Here is a 17,093-nt window from a genome sequence, read left to right as displayed (position 1 = left end):
TTAAAATATACTGTCTATCGATGTTTGTTCTTTCACCCAAAGATAGGCTGCTTTTCGAAAATATTATACTTGCGATTATCATGGACTCAGCAGAGCCGATCCATGATATTACCGCAGCTGCATATGAATAAGCGGAAACGGCTTTCCGGAACCGTCGAGCTCCGAACGGCCGATCTGCACGAATCCGTATTTTTTATAAAAAGCGTGGGCCTTGGGGTTCTGTTCATTCACGTCCACTTGAAGTCCGGACCCCTTCAGCCGTTCGGCATGCCGGATCAATTTCGTTCCCGTCCCTTGGCCGTGGTGCAGGGGATCCACAAACAGCATCTCGATTTTGGAGCCGTCCAGTCCGATAAATCCAATCGCTTCCTGTTCCGTATTCAAGCATATCCAGATCTCCACGGACCTCAATGCCCCGCTTTGCATCATGCCATAATAGAACCGGATATCTTCCTCCGTCAGAAAATCGTGCGTTTGGGATACGGCACGAAGCCATAATTCCACCAGCTGATCATGGTAAGCTTCTGTATAAGCCGCGATAAGATGTGTCATTTTTCATCCAACCCTTTCCAAGTCGTTCAATCCTTTGAACATTCATGAGATCCTTCAAATTGCTCTATACTATTATAAAGGAATCCGGTACATTAATCAGAGACTTTATCTTGTCAAAAAGGAGAGGTACGCATGCCATTATGGCTTGTATACGCATTGCTGTCGGCAGTCACGGCGGCACTTGTAGCCATTTTCGGAAAAATAGGCCTGCAGAACATCGATGCCAATTCGGCAACGGCCATTCGCTCCGTCATTATGGCCCTGTTTCTGCTGGGGGTCGTAGCGGTTCAGGGGAAATTCTCGGAGCTCGGAGAAATTCTGGTTCAGAAAAAAGCACTCAGCTTTATTGTGCTCAGCGGCATCGCGGGCGCGTTGTCCTGGCTGTTTTATTTTCTGGCGTTAAAATACGGCAAAGTATCGCAGGTAGGTCCTATCGATAAACTGAGCGTGGTTATTGCCGTGATCCTGGCCTTTGTGTTTCTGGGTGAGAAGATCTCCTGGATTAACGCAGCCGGCGTTGCACTCATTGCCGTTGGCGCGCTTCTTGTTGCCGTTAAATAGTCCTCTACATAAAACCGCTGACACAGCGGCTTTTTGTTCTTTATCTTATTATCCAAACCTATAACTATTATCAAGTTTATATATTTCTAATTATAAGCCGATCATGTCACAATGAGGATAAATCATGCGTGGAGGGGTGTTGTTATGTCAGAGCAAGTATGGAAACCTTACGATTACGATCGACAGCTATCGTTTGTATCTGCTTATGGAAAAGGAGCGGCAGAGCTGCTGGCGCCTCAACCCGGAGAACGGATTCTCGATCTGGGCTGCGGAACCGGCGACTTGACTCATGAAATTTCCAAATCGGGCGCACATGTAACCGGCATGGATTATTCCAGCGAGATGATTGTACGGGCCAAAAGCAAATATCCTGGACTTCCGTTTTTGACTGGGGATGGCGAGAACTTCGAAACCGAAACGCCATACGATGCCGTCTTCTCAAACGCGGCCTTGCACTGGATGAAGGATGCTGAAGGCGTGGTACGCTCTGTTCATGGAGCCCTTAAGCCCGGCGGCCGATTCGTTGCCGAGTTCGGAGGCAAAGGGAATATTGACGGCATCTACCAAGCCTTGAAAACCGTGTTCGCCGATCTTTATGGGATCGATGCGGACGCCAGGAATCCGTGGTATTTTCCTAGTCTTGGGCAGTATGCCAGCCTGCTTGAAGCCCAAGGGTTCCGCGTGCATCTCGCCCATCATTTCGACCGTCCCACGCGATTGTCCGATGGCAAGGACGGCATAAAGTTTTGGCTGCTGCATTTTGGCGATTGCTTTTTTGCCGGATTCTCGGCTGAAGCGAAGGACGAAGCGATCGCTCGTATCAGCCTAGCTGCTCAATCGACGCTATGGCAAGAGGATGCTTTCTACGCGGATTACCGGCGCCTGCGAGTATTTGCAGAAAAGATTTAGCCATTTGGGGGTTGCTTTTCAAAATAGAATGGTTATAATATGAAAAAACTTAAGAATATTATTTTCGTTGATTGGGAGAGTAACTGCACTTGACTTTAGTCCAAGCGAGCCGGGATGGTGGAAACCGGTACAAAGTCGGCCGTGAAGCGGACCCAGGAGATGGCCTTCCGAAGCAGCATGCTGTAGGGAGCCCCGGCTTACGCCGTTATCGTATGAAGGTGGTTAGACCCTTGCGGGGTTTAACAACAAGAGTGGTACCGCGAGCACAAGTCCTCGTCTCTTTAGGAGATGAGGGCTTTTTTGATTTTCCGAGTCGTTTTATATTATCAAAGGGGGATTTACCGTGTTAAGTCATAAGATTATTTCGAGCCTTCAACAAGCCGTGAACCAGGTCTGCGAAGCTTACGGCACCAAACTGCCGGAGTCCACTCCGATCCGGATCGAGCAGCCTGCCAGCATGGAGCATGGGGATTACGCAACCAACGTTGCGATGCAGCTTGCGAAGGTGCTCCGCAAGGCTCCCCTGCAAATCGCCGAGCTGATCCAAGCCGAGCTCGAGCAGGACGCATCCTACAAACAACTCGTCCGCTCGACTGAGATTGTCGCTCCGGGCTTTATGAATCTGCGCATCGATTGGGAGTATTGGGCGAGCCACCAGTTTGAACTGCCTCCGGCAGCTAACGAAAAAATCGTCATTGAGCACACGTCCATCAACCCGAATAAGTCCGCCCATATCGGGCATCTTCGAAATTCCTGTATCGGAGATACGCTCGTGAGATTGATGAGGAAGCTGGGTTACGAGGTCGAGGTGCATAATTATATCGACGACCTGGGCAATCAGCTGGCCGATACGGTGGTCGGCTTGCTCCACACGCCCCTGACGAAGGAGCATGCCCGGTTCGGCGATTACTGCTGGGACGTGTATTCAAGCACCAATAAAGCCTACGAAAGGGAGCCGGGGCTCGTTCAGCATCGGACCGAGGTTCTGCACGCATTGGAAGAGGGCAATCAGAACCTTTCCTGGATTGGACTGCTTGTTGCCGAGCGAATCGTTAAGGAGCATCTTGAGGAGATGAAGCAATTCGGCATTGAATACGATCTGCTTGTATGGGAGAGCAGCATTGTTAGGGAGGGATTCTGGGCGTCCGCGTTCGAGCTGTTAAAGAATACCCCGCTTTTCCATCAGGAAACCGAGGGTAAACTTGCAGGCTGTTGGGTGCTCAAGCAATCAGGAACTGAAGCCGGAGACGAGCCGGAATCGGACCACAGCATCGATAAAGTGCTGGTGCGCTCCAATGGCATCCTGACTTACACCGCCAAAGACATCGCCTACCACTTGTGGAAATACGGCGTGCTTTCCAATGATTTTGTATATAAAAAATTCACCGACGAGGTTTGGACGACGAGCTCGCACGGCGAGGAGCGTACTTATGGCAAAGCGGACATGGTCATCAACGTCATTGATTACAGGCAGCAGTACCCGCAGGCGATGGTGAAGCAGGCTTTGGAAGGCTTGGGCTTCCAACAAGAGGCTGAGAAGCTGCGCCATGTCAGTTACGGCGTCGTCTCGTTAAGCCCTTCCGCTGCAGCGGATCTCGGCATCGATACTTCCGACGGTAAGGCATCCTATGCGATGTCCGGACGTCAGGGAATCGGGATCAAAATCACCGAGCTTATTCATCAAGTAGCCAAGGTCATCGAGGACACCCGATCCGATAAAAACGGTTTGTCCAGCCATGCGATCGCAACCGCCTCCATCCGTTACTACCTGCTTCGCTTTGCACTGCAAACCGAGGTGGTGTTCGATCTGAAGCAGGCCACTGAAATATCGGGGAATACGGGGGTGTATTTGCTCTATTCCTACGCGCGTGCACTCAGCGTTCTTAATAAAGCTCGAGAAGCCGAGGTTACGCCGTCTGTGCCTGCCCGGTTCCCTGCCATGGAAAAAGCGGAACATGCGCTGCTGCGGCATATCAGCACCTGGTATGATACCTTATATTCCGCCGGAAGGGATCTATCTCCTAGTGCCATTTGCAACTTCACCTATGAGCTGTGCTCCCTGTTCAACAATTTTTACTCGGCATGCCCGATTCTGAAAGCAGCGGAGGAAATGCTCCAATTCCGCGTATGGCTCACTTCCTTATTCAAGAACACCCTTGGCGAAGCGCTGGAGGTGCTGGGTTTGCCTACTCCGAGCCGGATGTAAATTCACTCTGATGAATGAGCGGATCATGCCTAATAAAAAAGCCACCGTACTATTATGTTGATCAAGTACGGTGGCTATCTTATCTTATTGCAACCCTCTGACGGTCAATCTGACCTGAACGCCGTCTGCCGCCGGCTCTTCCTGCAGGGTCCAGTTGACAGCCAGCGCTTCCCTCAAGCGAGCCAACTGCTCCTCCTGGAGCTTCAATCCTTCGATAATGCCCTCGCCCACGCTAAAATCGGATTCCGAGCTGATGCGGAAGGCTTCCTCCAGCCAGATCTTCAACCCGTTGCGGGTATTAAACGTAATTTGGTACCCCTCGCTAACGGCTTTCTCCAAATCTTCCCCATGCTCTTTTGCGTAAGAGAATAATTCCTCATAGTGAAAATGACCGTTATTGGCGATTTGGAATCTCTCTGCGTCTCCTGAGCGCACAGCCTCCAGCAGATCGGAAGAAGTCAGCCCCGATTTTCTGGCATGCTCCAATAGAATGGCGGTATTCTGTGATATTTTAGTAAGCTGCATGCTCGATGCCTCCTCGATAGGGTTTGTAAAATATTTTTTCTTCTATTATAAGACCAAATGGCTAGGATGTCAGACTCTTCTCAAAACATAAACTATATTCGCACCCGATGTATTCGCCAAACGGTTCAATCTGGGCATACCCCAGCTTCTTGTAAAAGTGAACGGATTCCTTCTGCGGTTCGCCTGTTTCCAGGCGCGAGAAACGATAGCCCCGCTTCTTCGCTTGTTCTTCCAAAAAGAGCAGGATCCGGGAAGCTATTCCCCTATTCCGGTAAGGGACATCCACGAAAAACCGTTTAATTTCAACCGATTCTGCATCCAGCGGCCGGATGGCTCCGCAGCCGACAGGCTGGCCATCATGGTAAGCCACCACGAATAGAGTTTCGTTTACTTTGGGATCGGCCAGATCCAGCCCGAATATGCCTTCCGCCGGGTATAACGTCGATAAGTAATCGTCCAGCTTCGCGATGAGCTCCTGAAGATCCTTGTGAGTCTCTCTTACCAAAGTCATAGTGATATCATTCATCCCATGTATCCCTCCACTGTTCTAATCGTGTCACGAATACCTTTCGTTTGCAAGGGAGCCTTCCTGGCCGACTGCGATGTAATCCTAACGAAGAGTATGCGCAGGCGAACCCCCAATCGGGGTTCTCATCCTCACGGGACAATTACGATTTGTCCCAGTCGGGATACGGCCTTCCAGGCCGACTGCGATGTAATCCTAACGAAGCATATGCGCAGGCGAACCCCAATCGGGGTTCTCATCCTCACGGGACGTTTTGTCCCAGTCGGGATACGGCCTTCCGGCCGACTGCGAAGTAGGCCCTACCGAAGCGTAGGCTCCGACGAACCCCAAATCGGGGTTCTCATCCTCACGGGACGTTTTGTCCCAGTCGGGATACGGCCTTCCGGCCGACTGCGAAGTAGACACTACCGAAGCGTAGGCTCCGACGAACCCCAAATCGGGGTTCTCATCCTCACGGGACGTAAAAAAACACCGCCATATGACGGTGTCTTTTTTTACGTCCCAGAAGGGATTCGAACCCCTGACCGACGGCTTAGAAGGCCGTTGCTCTATCCAGCTGAGCTACTGGGACATATATGTATGAAAATGTTTTAAACAGTAACGAAGTATATTATATCGCATCTTTTGTTTTTTTCAAAGTACTTTTTTTCGGGTTGATCACCTAACCGAATCAGGAGCCTGCTTACTGGGTAATATGTAAACATGAGAATGACTTCAGGAGCGTGATACCATGAGACAGCTTTTATCCTCTTTATCGTATTTCAGCATCTTCTTTGCACCGTTCATCCTCCCTGTCCTTGTATGGATTCTGTCTCCGGACGCCTATGTGGCCAAGCACGCACGCCGCGCCCTGTTCTCCCATCTGTTCCCCGTTATAGCAGCGATCCCGTTAATCTACATGGCCGTGACCTCGGGCTCCTTCGGTTCCGTCATCGGGTACCTCATTCTGTTCGGCATCATCTATTTCGGGGCTTTTGTGTATAACGTGATCATGGGCATTCAGGTGCTGAGGGAACACGCTTATTGAACTTACCCTATAAAAAAGGACCATGCGCTTACCGCATGGTCCTTTTCGCATTATTTGGTCGTAATCAATACCATTTTCTCATTGCCGTCCCATTTCACTTCACAGCCCAGCGCGGATGCCACGAAACGCAGCGGTACCATCGTGGTGCCCTTCACCATCCGTGGCGCCGAATCCAGCGTGACGGTCTTCCCGTTAACGACCGCTTGCTTGGAGCCCATCTTCAGCTTGATCTGGGTCGAGCCTTTGGATGAGGATACGCTTTGCGTCTTTTGGTCCCATTTGACCGAAGCATCGAGGGATTCGAAGATCGGACGCATAGGCACAAGAACGCTTCCTCCGACCATCACCGGCGACTGCGCATAGGATTGGAGCTGGCCGTTGATTTTGATGCGGATCGGCGCTTCTCCGATTTCTCTGCCGGATTGGTCATAATATTTCAGCTTCACGCTTTTGACCCGAGTATCGTAATCAATGCGCAAGGTCGTCGTTTCATTGGCGGTCATGAACATGGAGTCCGTATCGGTCCCCAAGGAGCGTCCCTTCGCATCGTACGCCGTCGATTTCACGGTAATCCGTTGCGACACATCCCCGTTCTCCACGCCGATCGTAACGACAAGCTTGTTGTTGATGGTCGTTCTGCCCTCGGCTATGATTTTAGGCGTCTGGCTGTTGCCTGTCAGGAACACCTTCAGGTCGCTGATGGCTTTGCCGCCTTCCAGCTCGGCCTGGAAATTCGCGATTTCGTTGGATGAAAGATACCCGGAAGTCGTGTTGACCTCCAGAACCTTGCCGCTGGCGTTGCTGCCGACAACGATGACGCCGGCCTGCCCGCCTTTATTCCGGTTTTGAATCGAACCGGTAACGATGAGCTTTCCGTTCTCCAGGCGGCTGCCGGATTGCAGCAGCTTCACGGCATCTTCAACCGGATCAACGACCGATACCTTTACGCTCTTGATCAGCTTCGCTGCTTTAAGCTCTACGACGAAGGTGCCGACATCGCTGCCGCCAAAGTAGCTGTCCGCCGATGTCACTTCGACCGCTTTGCCGGAAGCATCATACCCTACGGCGAGCATACCCACATTGTGCCCGACCGTAGAATTCTGCACGACGCCAGAAACGTTGACCACGCCGTTGCTCGTATAGTATCCGGATGCCAGCAGCCGCGCCTGATCACCGGCCGGTCCTGCCGGGAGCACTTCCACCCGCTTGACGCTGCTGCCGCTGTCAAGGTCCACTTCATATGTACCGATTTCGTCGCTCATCATATATTCGGAATCACCGACTGCCTCGAGCGCTTGGCCGTTTGCATCGTAACCGACAACATAGAATCCCGCTTCCGCTCCGGTTCCTCCGTTGCGAATGTCCGCCGTCACGCGCATCTTGCCGTTCACGAGCTCATGAGACGATTCAAGAACCGTAACGTTCTGCGTTGCTTCGGCGCTTGCCGGCATTTGCACGGATCCCAAGGTAAGCGACAACGCCAGGAATCCCGCTCCCCATAGCTTGACGATATGTTTATTCCATCTGCCCAATCCCAATCTCCCCTTGTCCATTATGTTAGTAGATGACACTAATCCAACATTATAGGGAGGATTCTCCAGTAATCATATAGAGGAAAAGCCCTATTTGTATCTATTTCGTAAACAAGGATACCGGATGGTCCATACTCCCTACCGCAGCGAAATCGAAATCGACAAGAAACCTATCTTTGTTCGACCTTTTTTGCAGAACTGCGTAAAAACCCCATGCAATCTTTCATAGATGAACCTGCACATGCAAAAAGAGATCTGCCGATGGTATTCGGTCAGATCTCTTCGTTCATAAAAGCTCTAGAAATATTGAGGGCCTTCGCTGAGCCGCTGGTTCAGCTGCTCATATAGCTGGCCTGTCGAAAGCAGCTGCTGCTTGAATGCATCGCGGTCTTCCTCTGCCGTGGACTGAACGTTGTTCTCGAATGCTTCGTCCGTGGCATCCACAAAAGCATCATGCATGCTGTTGTCGAACCAGTCCACCTCCATGCTGGCGTTGCTGCGGACAATTTTCACCAGCTCATAGCCTCCCAGAGGGGAAGATGGTGTCAGATAAGCCAGCAATGCGCTTTCTCCTTCCGCGGCTGGATAGACCTCAACCTCAGCGCAAGGGGCGCCGTTTACTTCCGTAATCCGGCGAATTTTTGCATCTCTGATTGCATACATCATACATTCTCCTTCATCAAGATGTGCAGGGACTGCACGATCCTTATTGTTTTCATGTCAAATCGGAAAGCAATCGGAGCTCTTCCATTTGCTGGCGAGTGGCCGGTGTTCCTAATTGGTAGATGGTCCGGTACACCTTGTCCAGAGAGGATTGAAACAGGGCATTGGCGTTTTGTTGCGGTGTATCCGGCCAAGGAAACAAGTACCCTGTCATTTCTTCGTCTTTCTCCTGCATCATGTCCAGTTCAATCCGAACTTGATCGGCCTCTTCCGGCGTTGCTTCGATCTCCCATTCATAAGCGCTCGCTCCCTGCTCGTTCAGCACGGACCGGCTCTGCACGGAAACATAATAGGTTGACTTCTCCATGGACGCATCTCTCCTTCGCTTTGATATTCGTCCTCTTTCTTAGTTTTCGTAAAAGGACAGACATTTTATGCCTTCCTTCGGCATATATCTGTATCACTTTGGCGACGTAGGATTAAAAAGAGTGGACAGCGTATGACAAAGACAAAGAGAGGATGAACCGTCATGTGCGGAATAACCGGTTTTATACAATGGAGCGGCGATTTGACGCAGGACTCGCAGCTGCTGGTAAAAATGACAGAAAGTTTGGCTCACCGCGGACCTGACGGATCCGGCACCTGGATTTCCAACCCGTGCGCATTCGGTCACCGAAGACTCAGCGTGATCGACCCCGAGAATGGCGCTCAGCCGATGATCATTCATCAGGAAGAGGAAGTCTATGCCATTGTATATAACGGGGAATTATATAATGCTGCGGAGCTTAAAGACGAATTGGTACGACGCGGTCATCGTTTCAATACGAAATGCGACACGGAAGTTTTGTTAGTCTCCTATATCGAATGGGGCCCCGAGTGTTTGGAGCGCCTCAATGGAATATTTGCATTCGCTATTTGGGACAGCGTCCGGGAACAGGTATTTTTGGCTCGGGACCGGGTGGGAGTGAAACCCCTGTTCTACAGCTATATTGACGGAACGCTTGTATTCGGCTCGGAACCGAAAGCTTTGCTCCAGCATCCGAAAGTGGAGTCCGTCGTAGGGGCCGAGGGGCTTGCGGAAGTATTTATTATCGGCCCGGCGCGTACCCCGGGACATGGCGTATACAAGGACATATCGGAGCTCCGTCCCGGCATGGCCATGATCTTTAACCGGGAAGGCTTGCGCAAGTATACTTATTGGAAGCTGGAAAGCAAGCCCCACGAGGATGATGCCGACCAAACGGCAAGCTTCCTTCGCGATCTTCTCCGCGACACCGTGGAGCGTCAGCTGGTCTCCGACGTACCGGTCTGCTCCCTGTTATCCGGCGGACTCGATTCCAGCGCGCTTTCCTCGCTGGCCGTCGATTACTACAAGCGGACGGGCCAAGGACAAGTGCACACCTACTCCGTGGATTATGTGGACAACAACAAACACTTTAAGTCCCATTCCTTCCAGCCGGGAGCGGATGCGCCATGGATTAAACGGATGCACGAGGAGCTGGGCACGAACCACCATTGGATCGAATTCGACACGCCCGAACTGGTAGAAGCGCTGGATGTCTCCACGCAAAAACGGGATCTTCCGGGCATGGCCGACGTGGATGCTTCCTTGCTTCTCTTCTGCCGCGAGATTAAAAAAGGCGCAACCGTCGCCATATCCGGTGAAGCCGCTGATGAAATATTCGGCGGTTACCCTTGGTTCCACCGGGAAGAAATGCTCAATTCCGGTACCTTTCCGTGGTCCGTCGCGCCGGATATGAGAGCCGGGCTGCTGTCTGCCGAAATCCGGGACTGGATCAAGCCGCTGGAATACCTCGGGGACCGCTACTCCGATGCGGTAGCCGAAGTGCCTAAGCTGGACGGGGAGACCGGGCAGCAGGCCAAAATGCGGATCATGTCTTACCTCAATATCACCCGCTTCATGCCAACCCTGCTTGACCGCAAGGACCGGATGAGCATGGGCGTTGGACTGGAAGTCCGCGTCCCCTATACCGATCACCGCCTCATCGATTACGTGTGGAACATCCCTTGGAGCATCAAAACGACAGGAGACCGGGAGAAGGGCATTCTACGCAAGGCCCTTGAAGGCGTGCTGCCGGATGACGTCCTGTACCGCAAAAAAAGCCCGTATCCAAAAACCCATAATCCGAACTATCTGGCGGCCGTCAAAGCACAGGTGCTGTCCATTCTGGATGATTCTTCTTCGCCGCTCCTGCCGCTCATCGATACCGCCCGGATCCGGGAGCTGGCATCTTCGCCGGATGCTTCCTCCAATCTGCCTTGGTTCGGCCAATTGATGTCAGGTCCGCAGCTGTTTGCCTACCTGGCCCAGGTTCATTTCTGGCTCAAAGAATATAACGTATCCATCCGTTAAGTCCTTATAGACTGCGACAAATCAAAAAAACCATACCGGCACATGCCGGTATGGTTTTTCGCGAATGGTATATCAATTAAGCGCCTGCAGGTCCGCTACAAGCTTTCGCAGCGCTTTTCCCCTGTGGCTGATCTCCTGCTTCTCCTCCAGGGAAAGCTCGGCCATCGTCTTCTCATGGCTTGGCAAATAGAAGAGCGGGTCATACCCAAAACCGCCCGCTCCGGCAGGATCCGAAGTGATCCAGCCTTCAACGTTCCCCTCCGCCTCGAGCTTTTCTCCCGAGACCGGATCATACAGCACCAGAACGCAGACGAACCGGGCCGGACTTAGCAGGGGCTGCTCGGTGTCCTCGCCGAGCCTTAACCGTTCGAGCTCGCCGAGCAGCTTCTCGTTATTGTCCTCGTCCGCGCCATGCTCACCCGCATACCTGGCGGAATAAACGCCGGGCGCGCCGTTCAGCGCATCCACGCACAATCCGGAATCATCGGCCAGCACAGGCAATCCCAGTGCGTCACCGACTTCCTTGGCTTTTTTGAATGCATTGGCTGCGAAGGTTGCTCCATCCTCAACGACATCAGGCAGATCAGGGTAATCGTACATGCTCTTTACATCCGTGCCGAAAGCAGCAAAAGCATGCGCGAATTCCTTGACTTTCCCCTGATTGCGTGTAGCTACAATGAGTGTATCTCCAAGTGTCAGTTTCATGGGATCAGACTCCGGTGCTCGCATTCACGGAACCGATCTTGGCCGCAATCGGGCCAAGCGCCTCCTGCTGACGCTCGATAAGCTCGCGGATCCCCTGTTCTCCCAGCTCCAGGATTTGATCCAGCTCCTCGCGGGAAAACGGGCTCTCTTCGCCGGTTCCCTGAACCTCAACGAATTTGCCGCTTCCGGTCATGACCAAGTTCATGTCCACCTTCGCCTTGGAATCCTCTTCATAGTTCAGATCCAGCAGCGCCTGTCCGCCGGCAATGCCCACGCTAATGGATGCCAGGTAGTCCGTGATCGGGAATACCGCTAATTTATGTTGTTCTGCAATTTTATTTACAGCTATGGCTAAAGCTACAAATGCTCCTGTAATGGAGGTGGTCCGCGTTCCGCCATCCGCCTGGATTACATCGCAGTCCAGCGTAATCGTCCGCTCGCCAAGAGCATGCAGATTCACAACAGACCTGAGCGCTCTGCCGATCAGCCGTTGAATTTCCATCGTCCGGCCACTGAGTTTACCGCGATTGGCTTCCCGTTGGTTGCGGGATTGTGTTGCGCGCGGCAGCATTGAATATTCAGCCGTCACCCAGCCCTTTCCTTGTCCTTTCAGAAACGGGGGAACTTTCTCGTCCACGGTTGCCGTAATCAGCACCTTGGTGTCCCCCATCTCGATGTACACGGAGCCTTCCGCATATTTATTCACATGGGTCGATAAATTCATCGGTCGGAGCTCATCGCTCTTACGTCCGTTAGATCTCATGTTTTCTGCCTCCTACTTCTTATCGCAATCCTGATTAGCATTCCCTATTCTACCAAAGTGCAGGCACAAAAGCACCTTTTGCGGGGGAAATTTCCCAAAGATGGCGGAGAATCGGTCAGATCGAGATTTCGTTGATGAACTCCGGACGGCTGACGGGCTCGCTATAATTTCGGCTATCCGTTCCAACCACCTCCGTGAGATCGTTCATCCGGATTTTCACTTTGGCATCATCCGCATTCTCGGCTACGGTAAGCACGACGGCCTGCAGCAGCTCGGTCGGAACCTGCTCTCCCTGTTCAAACATGCTGTCCTGAAGCGATACGGTTACGGCTCCGTCCTCCCCTTTTTCAACCGCCGCAACAGTGGTGTCATCCGGGATGACCTCAACAAGTCCGTCGCCATACTGCGGTCCGCGAATCAGCTCGTTTAAGGCCGCCTTCACTGCGTCTTGTCCGGTTGGAACAAGTCTTGTGACCGGCACGTAGTACTGAATGCCTTCCGGCGTCACCGATGAGAAATAGACCGTGACCGGTGAAGAGTTCGTGTACAAGGCATCATCCGCTTTTTGAAGATTGATTCCCATCGAACGTGAAAGCGGACGGTCCAGCGGCATGTGATTGACCGGCATTTCCGTCAGCTTGACGCCGTCCACCCATACCTGCATCTGCTCGATGCCTTCATGTCCTGTCAGCGTCCACGTCAACGCCTCCAGGATTCTCCGTTCATCTGCCGCTTTATATTCCGCAAATGATTTATTGAATTCGACGACCGCCAATTTGCTCTCCGGATCGACTGTCACGTTATGGACCTGCGTACCGGCAGGCAATACTGCCTGGAAGCCCTGTGGAACATAGCCCGCGTAACGGCCTCCGTTCACCAGCACTTCAAGGGATTCCTTCACCACGCTGGCGCCCTCCACCTTCGGAATGCCCAAGGTTACAGGTGCCAGCATCCCCCGTGCATCCGCAAGATATACCGTTGTCTGCATGCCAATGTCTCCTTGAGCCGCCGTGGATCCGGCCGTGTTCAGCATCTGCTTCTCCACTTGCGCAGGCGGCGGGTCAATCGCTTCCGATTGCTTCCCGGATAACATGCCGCAGCCGGACATCACGATCGGAACAGCAAGCAGCCCGGCGGCGGAAAGCCTGCGAAGAGTACGTTGATTACGTTTCATGTATTGTTCCTCCCTAACATTTTTTTGTACAGGTTGTACTCCTATGTATACGAGCCCTTTCCAAAAAAATAACTCTCAGTTTTGCCCTTTCTGGACAAAGGGGTGCGGAAAAAGTACAATCGTCGTAAGCATCTTCATCAACCACGAAAATGAGGTGAGTTCCATCATGGCAGAAAACGATTCAAACATTCCATACAGCCTGAACAGCAAGAAGGTAGCGGAAGCGACACGGAGCCTGCTGCATAAGCGTGGAATCAAGTTGGAGGAAATCGCGGAGCTGGTGATGATCCTTCAGAAAAAATACTACCCGAATTTGACGATGGAAGAGTGCATCGAGAATGTGGATGCCGTACTCAGCAAACGTGAAGTGCAAAACGCGGTGTTAACCGGCATTCAATTGGACATTTTGGCCGAGGAAGGCAATCTCATATCCCCGCTTCAAGAAATGCTCGCCAATGACGAAGGGTTATACGGCGTGGATGAAGTCCTGGCATTTTCCATCGTTAACGTGTACGGAAGCATCGGCTTCACCAATTACGGGTATATCGACAAACTCAAACCCGGCATTCTTGAGCAATTGAATGATAAATCAAGCGGCCGCGTACATACCTTTCTCGACGACATCGTCGGCGCGGTTGCCGCAGCCGCCAGCAGCCGGATCGCCCATCGCAAGCAAGCGGACCGGGAGATCGAGCTGTACGGTACGACCGAAGAGCTTCCAAAAGAATAAACCACTTCAAAAAGGGAGATTCGCTCAGCGTGCGAATCTCCCTTTTCCAGCCTGCCGGAAGATTGCGGCTTATCCGCAACCGCAACCTACCATTTTCGAACCGACGGGCTGATTTCAAAGAATCATAGACGATAGCAGGTAGAAACGCAGCCGGGATTCGGACCCGAAGGCTGAGTTTCTTCCTTTATAAGAAGGCTGATCACCGCTATGAAAAATCGGGCTGCCCTTCACATAAATCGGTAAATTTATGTCGTCATTTTTGCGAGTCTCGATCATATGCTATATGAAGAACAATCCAATAGAGCACCTATGGAAAGCCCCGCCATTTCCATGGCGGGGTTCTTTTTTGAGCATCGATATCGTTGACTATCCCTTCAGGCCAACCTTCACAGGCGAAACATTCCAGATGTCGGATGCATAACGGTGAATCGTATTATCGCTCGAGAAATGTCCCGAGTGCGCGATATTGACGATCGACTTCTCGGTCCAGGACCAGGCATTCAAATAAGCATCATCAATGGCCGACTGGGTTGCGACATAACTGGCAAAGTCCTCTAACACAAAAAACTCGTCATTATGGTCCAGCAGAGACTGCAGGATCTGCCCAAACTCCAGCTCGTGGCAGCAGAACGGGCCTGAGGAAATCAACTGATTCAGCACGCGGGCGATCCTCGGGTCCTGCTCATACCGCTCCCTGGATACGTAGGCCCCCGTTCTGTAATACGCTAACACGTCCTCCAGCTCCAATCCGAAGAGGAACATATTCTCTCTGCCGAGCAGCTCGAACATTTCCACGTTAGCCCCATCCAGCGTTCCGATGGTCAACGCGCCGTTCATCATGAACTTCATGTTTCCCGTGCCGGAGGCTTCCTTGCCGGCCGTGGAAATCTGCTCGCTTACATCGGCTGCCGGAATAATTTTCTCCGCGAGTGAGACCGAATAATTTTCAAGAAACAGCACCTGAAGTTTGTCATTGACCTGCGGATCCTTATTCACGACATCCGCAACGACGTTAATGAGTTTGATGATGCTTTTGGCCAGATAGTAACCCGGTGCTGCCTTCGCGCCAAAAATGACGGTACGGGGAACGCGATCCATGCCCGGCTGATCCTTAATCTCGTTATACACATGCATGACGCGTAAAATATTCAGCAATTGCCGCTTATAGCCGTGCAGCCGCTTCACGTGCACATCGAATATGGAATCGGGATTGACTGCGATCCCTTGTTTATTCGCGATATAATCGGCAAGCCGCTCTTTATTGCTCCGTTTGATCCGCTGAATGCCCTGCTGGAAGGCGGAGTCGTTCTTCAGTTCCTTGAGCTGCATTAACTGACGCGGATCCGTAATCCATGAATCGCCGATACCATCGCAGATCCATTGACTCAGGCCGGGGTTGCTATGCATCAGCCAGCGCCGATGGGTAATCCCGTTCGTTTTGTTGCTGAAACGCTCCGGATACAGCTCATAGAATGGTTTCATGACCTGCTCCTTCAGCAGCTCCGTGTGCAGCGCCGCCACGCCGTTCACGTGATAGCTGCCCACGATCGCCAAATTGGCCATGCGGATCTGGTCGCTTTCCATGATGGCGAGATGGGAGATGCGCTCATGATCGCCAGGATAACGGTCCAGCAGCATGCCGCAGAAGCGCTTGTTGATCTCTTCGATCATCATGTAAATGCGCGGCAGCAGCTCACGGACCATGCCGGCAGGCCATTTCTCCAACGCTTCGCTAAGCAGCGTGTGGTTCGTATAGGATACGGTCCGGCTCGTAATGTCCCACGCCTCTTCCCAGCCCAAGCCCTTGTCGTCGATCAGAATTCGCATCAGCTCCGGAATCACCAAGGTCGGGTGGGTATCATTGATATGAATGGCAACGTGTTCGGGAAGCTCATGATAGGTTTTGCCCAGCTTGTCGAACGTTCTGAGAATGCTCTGAACGCCGGCCGAACAGAGGAAGTACTGCTGCTTGAGGCGAAGGAGCTTGCCTTCGTATGCCGAATCATCCGGGTACAAAAACTCCGATATCGATTCAACCGAACGGTTGTATTCCAAAAATTTATAATAGCTGTTATGATGGTGGGCCGAACGGATTCTGGATATATCCGAGGCGGACTCGGCGCTCCACAGCCGCAGCGTGTTCACCTGCCCCTCGCCGTAACCGATGACCGGCACGTCGTAAGGCACGGCCAGGACCCGTTCGTAGTCCGCCGCGTGAAACACGGTCCGCCCCTCCTGCACGTCCACCTCCACGCGGCCCCAGAAGCGCACTTCCACCGCCTTGTCTGCCCGACGTTCTTCCCAGACGTTCCCCCGCTGGAGCCAGTTGTCCGGCAGCTCCACTTGATGGCCGTCGATAATCTTCTGTTCAAACAAGCCGTACTTATACCGGATGCCGCAGCCATGGCCTGCATAGCTGAGCGATGCTAACGAATCAAGAAAACACGCGGCAAGGCGTCCGAGCCCCCCGTTGCCGAGGCCCGCGTCCGGTTCCTGTTCCTCGATCTCATTCAAATTCCATCCCAGTTCCAGAAGGCCGCTCCGGACCATATCCAGCACGCCCAGGTTCAGCAGATTGTTGCCCATCAGCCGGCCGATCAAAAATTCCAGAGAGAAATAATACACCTGCTTCTGCCCGGTATCCCGGTATATCCGGTTGGCATCGGCCCATTCCCGTCCGACATATTCCCGGATCATGCCGCCGATGATTTTGTAAACATCCTCAGCCGTTGCTTCCTCAAGTCCCTTCCCCAACCGACTCACCAATTGCTCCGTAAAGACCTGCTTGAATGTTTCCTTGTTGTTAAACAAAAGAAAGTTCCTCCTGACGGATCGTTTTATTTTAG

17 protein-coding genes, 1 tRNA gene and 1 other annotated feature are annotated in these 17,093 nt (G+C 52.3%); of the genes, 6 read left to right on the top strand and 12 right to left on the bottom strand.

Features of this window, described 5'->3' with window-relative positions:
- Positions 1 to 108 precede the first annotated feature (108 nt).
- Positions 109 to 552 (bottom strand): GNAT family N-acetyltransferase, encoded by a 444-nt coding sequence (locus tag GYMC10_RS07475; RefSeq protein WP_015733994.1) that lies wholly within the window; start codon positions 550 to 552, stop codon positions 109 to 111.
- A 132-nt stretch (positions 553 to 684) separates the two neighbouring features.
- Between GYMC10_RS07475 and GYMC10_RS07470 the strand changes: the two genes are divergently transcribed.
- The 3 genes from GYMC10_RS07470 (at position 685) to GYMC10_RS07460 (ending at position 4,228) form a co-directional block, all read left to right on the top strand.
- Positions 685 to 1,113: an EamA family transporter gene (locus GYMC10_RS07470; protein WP_015733993.1), complete on the top strand. Its 429-nt coding sequence runs from the start codon at positions 685 to 687 to the stop codon at positions 1,111 to 1,113.
- 144 nt (positions 1,114 to 1,257) lie between these two features.
- A complete protein-coding gene (locus tag GYMC10_RS07465) occupies positions 1,258 to 2,022 on the top strand; it encodes a class I SAM-dependent methyltransferase (protein WP_015733992.1) in 765 nt (254 codons plus the stop codon).
- Positions 2,023 to 2,080: 58 nt separating this feature from the next.
- Positions 2,081 to 2,306: a binding site (T-box leader), on the top strand.
- A 59-nt stretch (positions 2,307 to 2,365) separates the two neighbouring features.
- The gene (locus tag GYMC10_RS07460; RefSeq protein ID WP_015733991.1) at positions 2,366 to 4,228 is read left to right on the top strand and encodes an arginine--tRNA ligase; all 1,863 of its coding nucleotides are present in this window, start codon (positions 2,366 to 2,368) and stop codon (positions 4,226 to 4,228) included.
- An 84-nt stretch (positions 4,229 to 4,312) separates the two neighbouring features.
- Here GYMC10_RS07460 and GYMC10_RS07455 read toward each other — a convergent pair whose 3' ends face one another.
- The 4 genes from GYMC10_RS07455 to GYMC10_RS07440 all read right to left on the bottom strand — a co-directional run bounded on the left by GYMC10_RS07455 (position 4,313) and on the right by GYMC10_RS07440 (position 5,850).
- Positions 4,313 to 4,753, bottom strand: coding sequence for a hypothetical protein (locus GYMC10_RS07455; protein ID WP_015733990.1), 441 nt, complete (start codon positions 4,751 to 4,753; stop codon positions 4,313 to 4,315).
- Positions 4,754 to 4,814: 61 nt separating this feature from the next.
- Positions 4,815 to 5,279: a GNAT family N-acetyltransferase gene (locus GYMC10_RS07450; protein ID WP_015733989.1), complete on the bottom strand. Its 465-nt coding sequence runs from the start codon at positions 5,277 to 5,279 to the stop codon at positions 4,815 to 4,817.
- Between the two features lie 195 nt (positions 5,280 to 5,474).
- Positions 5,475 to 5,714: a hypothetical protein gene (locus GYMC10_RS07445; RefSeq protein ID WP_041621945.1), complete on the bottom strand. Its 240-nt coding sequence runs from the start codon at positions 5,712 to 5,714 to the stop codon at positions 5,475 to 5,477.
- A 62-nt stretch (positions 5,715 to 5,776) separates the two neighbouring features.
- Positions 5,777 to 5,850 (bottom strand) — tRNA-Arg (locus tag GYMC10_RS07440).
- A 159-nt stretch (positions 5,851 to 6,009) separates the two neighbouring features.
- On the opposite strand from GYMC10_RS07440, the gene GYMC10_RS07435 reads away from it, so the two are divergent.
- Positions 6,010 to 6,306, top strand: a complete 297-nt coding sequence (locus tag GYMC10_RS07435) for a DUF4870 domain-containing protein (protein ID WP_015733988.1) — start codon at positions 6,010 to 6,012, stop codon at positions 6,304 to 6,306.
- A gap of 50 nt (positions 6,307 to 6,356) precedes the next feature.
- Here GYMC10_RS07435 and GYMC10_RS07430 read toward each other — a convergent pair whose 3' ends face one another.
- From GYMC10_RS07430 to GYMC10_RS07420, 3 genes are all read right to left on the bottom strand, one after another.
- Complete coding sequence (locus tag GYMC10_RS07430) at positions 6,357 to 7,838, bottom strand: copper amine oxidase N-terminal domain-containing protein (RefSeq protein WP_015733987.1); 1,482 nt, start codon at positions 7,836 to 7,838, stop codon at positions 6,357 to 6,359.
- Positions 7,839 to 8,135: 297 nt separating this feature from the next.
- Positions 8,136 to 8,501 carry a hypothetical protein gene (locus GYMC10_RS07425; protein ID WP_036662602.1) on the bottom strand — a complete coding sequence of 122 codons (366 nt, stop codon included), beginning with the start codon at positions 8,499 to 8,501 and terminating at the stop codon, positions 8,136 to 8,138.
- A gap of 52 nt (positions 8,502 to 8,553) precedes the next feature.
- Positions 8,554 to 8,868: a hypothetical protein gene (locus tag GYMC10_RS07420; RefSeq protein ID WP_015733985.1), complete on the bottom strand. Its 315-nt coding sequence runs from the start codon at positions 8,866 to 8,868 to the stop codon at positions 8,554 to 8,556.
- Positions 8,869 to 9,030: 162 nt separating this feature from the next.
- On the opposite strand from GYMC10_RS07420, the gene asnB reads away from it, so the two are divergent.
- Complete coding sequence (gene asnB / locus GYMC10_RS07415; protein ID WP_015733984.1) at positions 9,031 to 10,875, top strand: asparagine synthase (glutamine-hydrolyzing); 1,845 nt, start codon at positions 9,031 to 9,033, stop codon at positions 10,873 to 10,875.
- Between the two features lie 72 nt (positions 10,876 to 10,947).
- Here the strand turns inward: asnB and GYMC10_RS07410 are convergent, their stop codons facing one another.
- From GYMC10_RS07410 to GYMC10_RS07400, 3 genes are all read right to left on the bottom strand, one after another.
- On the bottom strand, positions 10,948 to 11,580 hold the full coding sequence (locus GYMC10_RS07410; RefSeq protein WP_015733983.1) for an XTP/dITP diphosphatase: 633 nt from the start codon (positions 11,578 to 11,580) through the stop codon (positions 10,948 to 10,950).
- A gap of 4 nt (positions 11,581 to 11,584) precedes the next feature.
- The gene (gene rph, locus GYMC10_RS07405) at positions 11,585 to 12,343 is read right to left on the bottom strand and encodes a ribonuclease PH (RefSeq protein WP_015733982.1); all 759 of its coding nucleotides are present in this window, start codon (positions 12,341 to 12,343) and stop codon (positions 11,585 to 11,587) included.
- A gap of 115 nt (positions 12,344 to 12,458) precedes the next feature.
- The gene (locus GYMC10_RS07400; protein WP_015733981.1) at positions 12,459 to 13,517 is read right to left on the bottom strand and encodes a GerMN domain-containing protein; all 1,059 of its coding nucleotides are present in this window, start codon (positions 13,515 to 13,517) and stop codon (positions 12,459 to 12,461) included.
- Positions 13,518 to 13,683: 166 nt separating this feature from the next.
- Between GYMC10_RS07400 and GYMC10_RS07395 the strand changes: the two genes are divergently transcribed.
- A complete protein-coding gene (locus tag GYMC10_RS07395) occupies positions 13,684 to 14,247 on the top strand; it encodes a phosphatidylglycerophosphatase A (RefSeq protein ID WP_015733980.1) in 564 nt (187 codons plus the stop codon).
- Positions 14,248 to 14,613: 366 nt separating this feature from the next.
- On the opposite strand, the gene GYMC10_RS07390 is transcribed toward GYMC10_RS07395, so the two are convergent.
- The gene (locus GYMC10_RS07390) at positions 14,614 to 17,058 is read right to left on the bottom strand and encodes a glycogen/starch/alpha-glucan phosphorylase (RefSeq protein ID WP_015733979.1); all 2,445 of its coding nucleotides are present in this window, start codon (positions 17,056 to 17,058) and stop codon (positions 14,614 to 14,616) included.
- Positions 17,059 to 17,093 lie beyond the last annotated feature (35 nt).

Source organism: Paenibacillus sp. Y412MC10, from assembly GCF_000024685.1.
GTDB lineage: Bacteria > Bacillota > Bacilli > Paenibacillales > Paenibacillaceae > Paenibacillus_AQ > Paenibacillus_AQ lautus_A.
This window is presented reverse-complemented; position numbering and strand designations above follow the sequence as displayed.

What these genes read in the sequence shown, in the direction of transcription:
- GYMC10_RS07395 (WP_015733980.1), top strand. Translation starts at nt 13,684, where the DNA reads ATGGCAGAAAACGATTCAAACATTCCATACAGCCTGAACAGCAAGAAG.
- GYMC10_RS07465 (WP_015733992.1), top strand. Translation starts at nt 1,258, where the DNA reads ATGTCAGAGCAAGTATGGAAACCTTACGATTACGATCGACAGCTATCG.
- GYMC10_RS07410 (WP_015733983.1), bottom strand. Translation starts at nt 11,580, where the DNA reads ATGAAACTGACACTTGGAGATACACTCATTGTAGCTACACGCAATCAG.
- GYMC10_RS07450 (WP_015733989.1), bottom strand. Translation starts at nt 5,279, where the DNA reads ATGAATGATATCACTATGACTTTGGTAAGAGAGACTCACAAGGATCTT.
- GYMC10_RS07420 (WP_015733985.1), bottom strand. Translation starts at nt 8,868, where the DNA reads ATGGAGAAGTCAACCTATTATGTTTCCGTGCAGAGCCGGTCCGTGCTG.
- asnB (WP_015733984.1), top strand. Translation starts at nt 9,031, where the DNA reads ATGTGCGGAATAACCGGTTTTATACAATGGAGCGGCGATTTGACGCAG.
- GYMC10_RS07435 (WP_015733988.1), top strand. Translation starts at nt 6,010, where the DNA reads ATGAGACAGCTTTTATCCTCTTTATCGTATTTCAGCATCTTCTTTGCA.
- GYMC10_RS07425 (WP_036662602.1), bottom strand. Translation starts at nt 8,501, where the DNA reads ATGTATGCAATCAGAGATGCAAAAATTCGCCGGATTACGGAAGTAAAC.
- GYMC10_RS07400 (WP_015733981.1), bottom strand. Translation starts at nt 13,517, where the DNA reads ATGAAACGTAATCAACGTACTCTTCGCAGGCTTTCCGCCGCCGGGCTG.
- rph (WP_015733982.1), bottom strand. Translation starts at nt 12,343, where the DNA reads ATGAGATCTAACGGACGTAAGAGCGATGAGCTCCGACCGATGAATTTA.
- GYMC10_RS07470 (WP_015733993.1), top strand. Translation starts at nt 685, where the DNA reads ATGCCATTATGGCTTGTATACGCATTGCTGTCGGCAGTCACGGCGGCA.
- GYMC10_RS07475 (WP_015733994.1), bottom strand. Translation starts at nt 552, where the DNA reads ATGACACATCTTATCGCGGCTTATACAGAAGCTTACCATGATCAGCTG.
- GYMC10_RS07455 (WP_015733990.1), bottom strand. Translation starts at nt 4,753, where the DNA reads ATGCAGCTTACTAAAATATCACAGAATACCGCCATTCTATTGGAGCAT.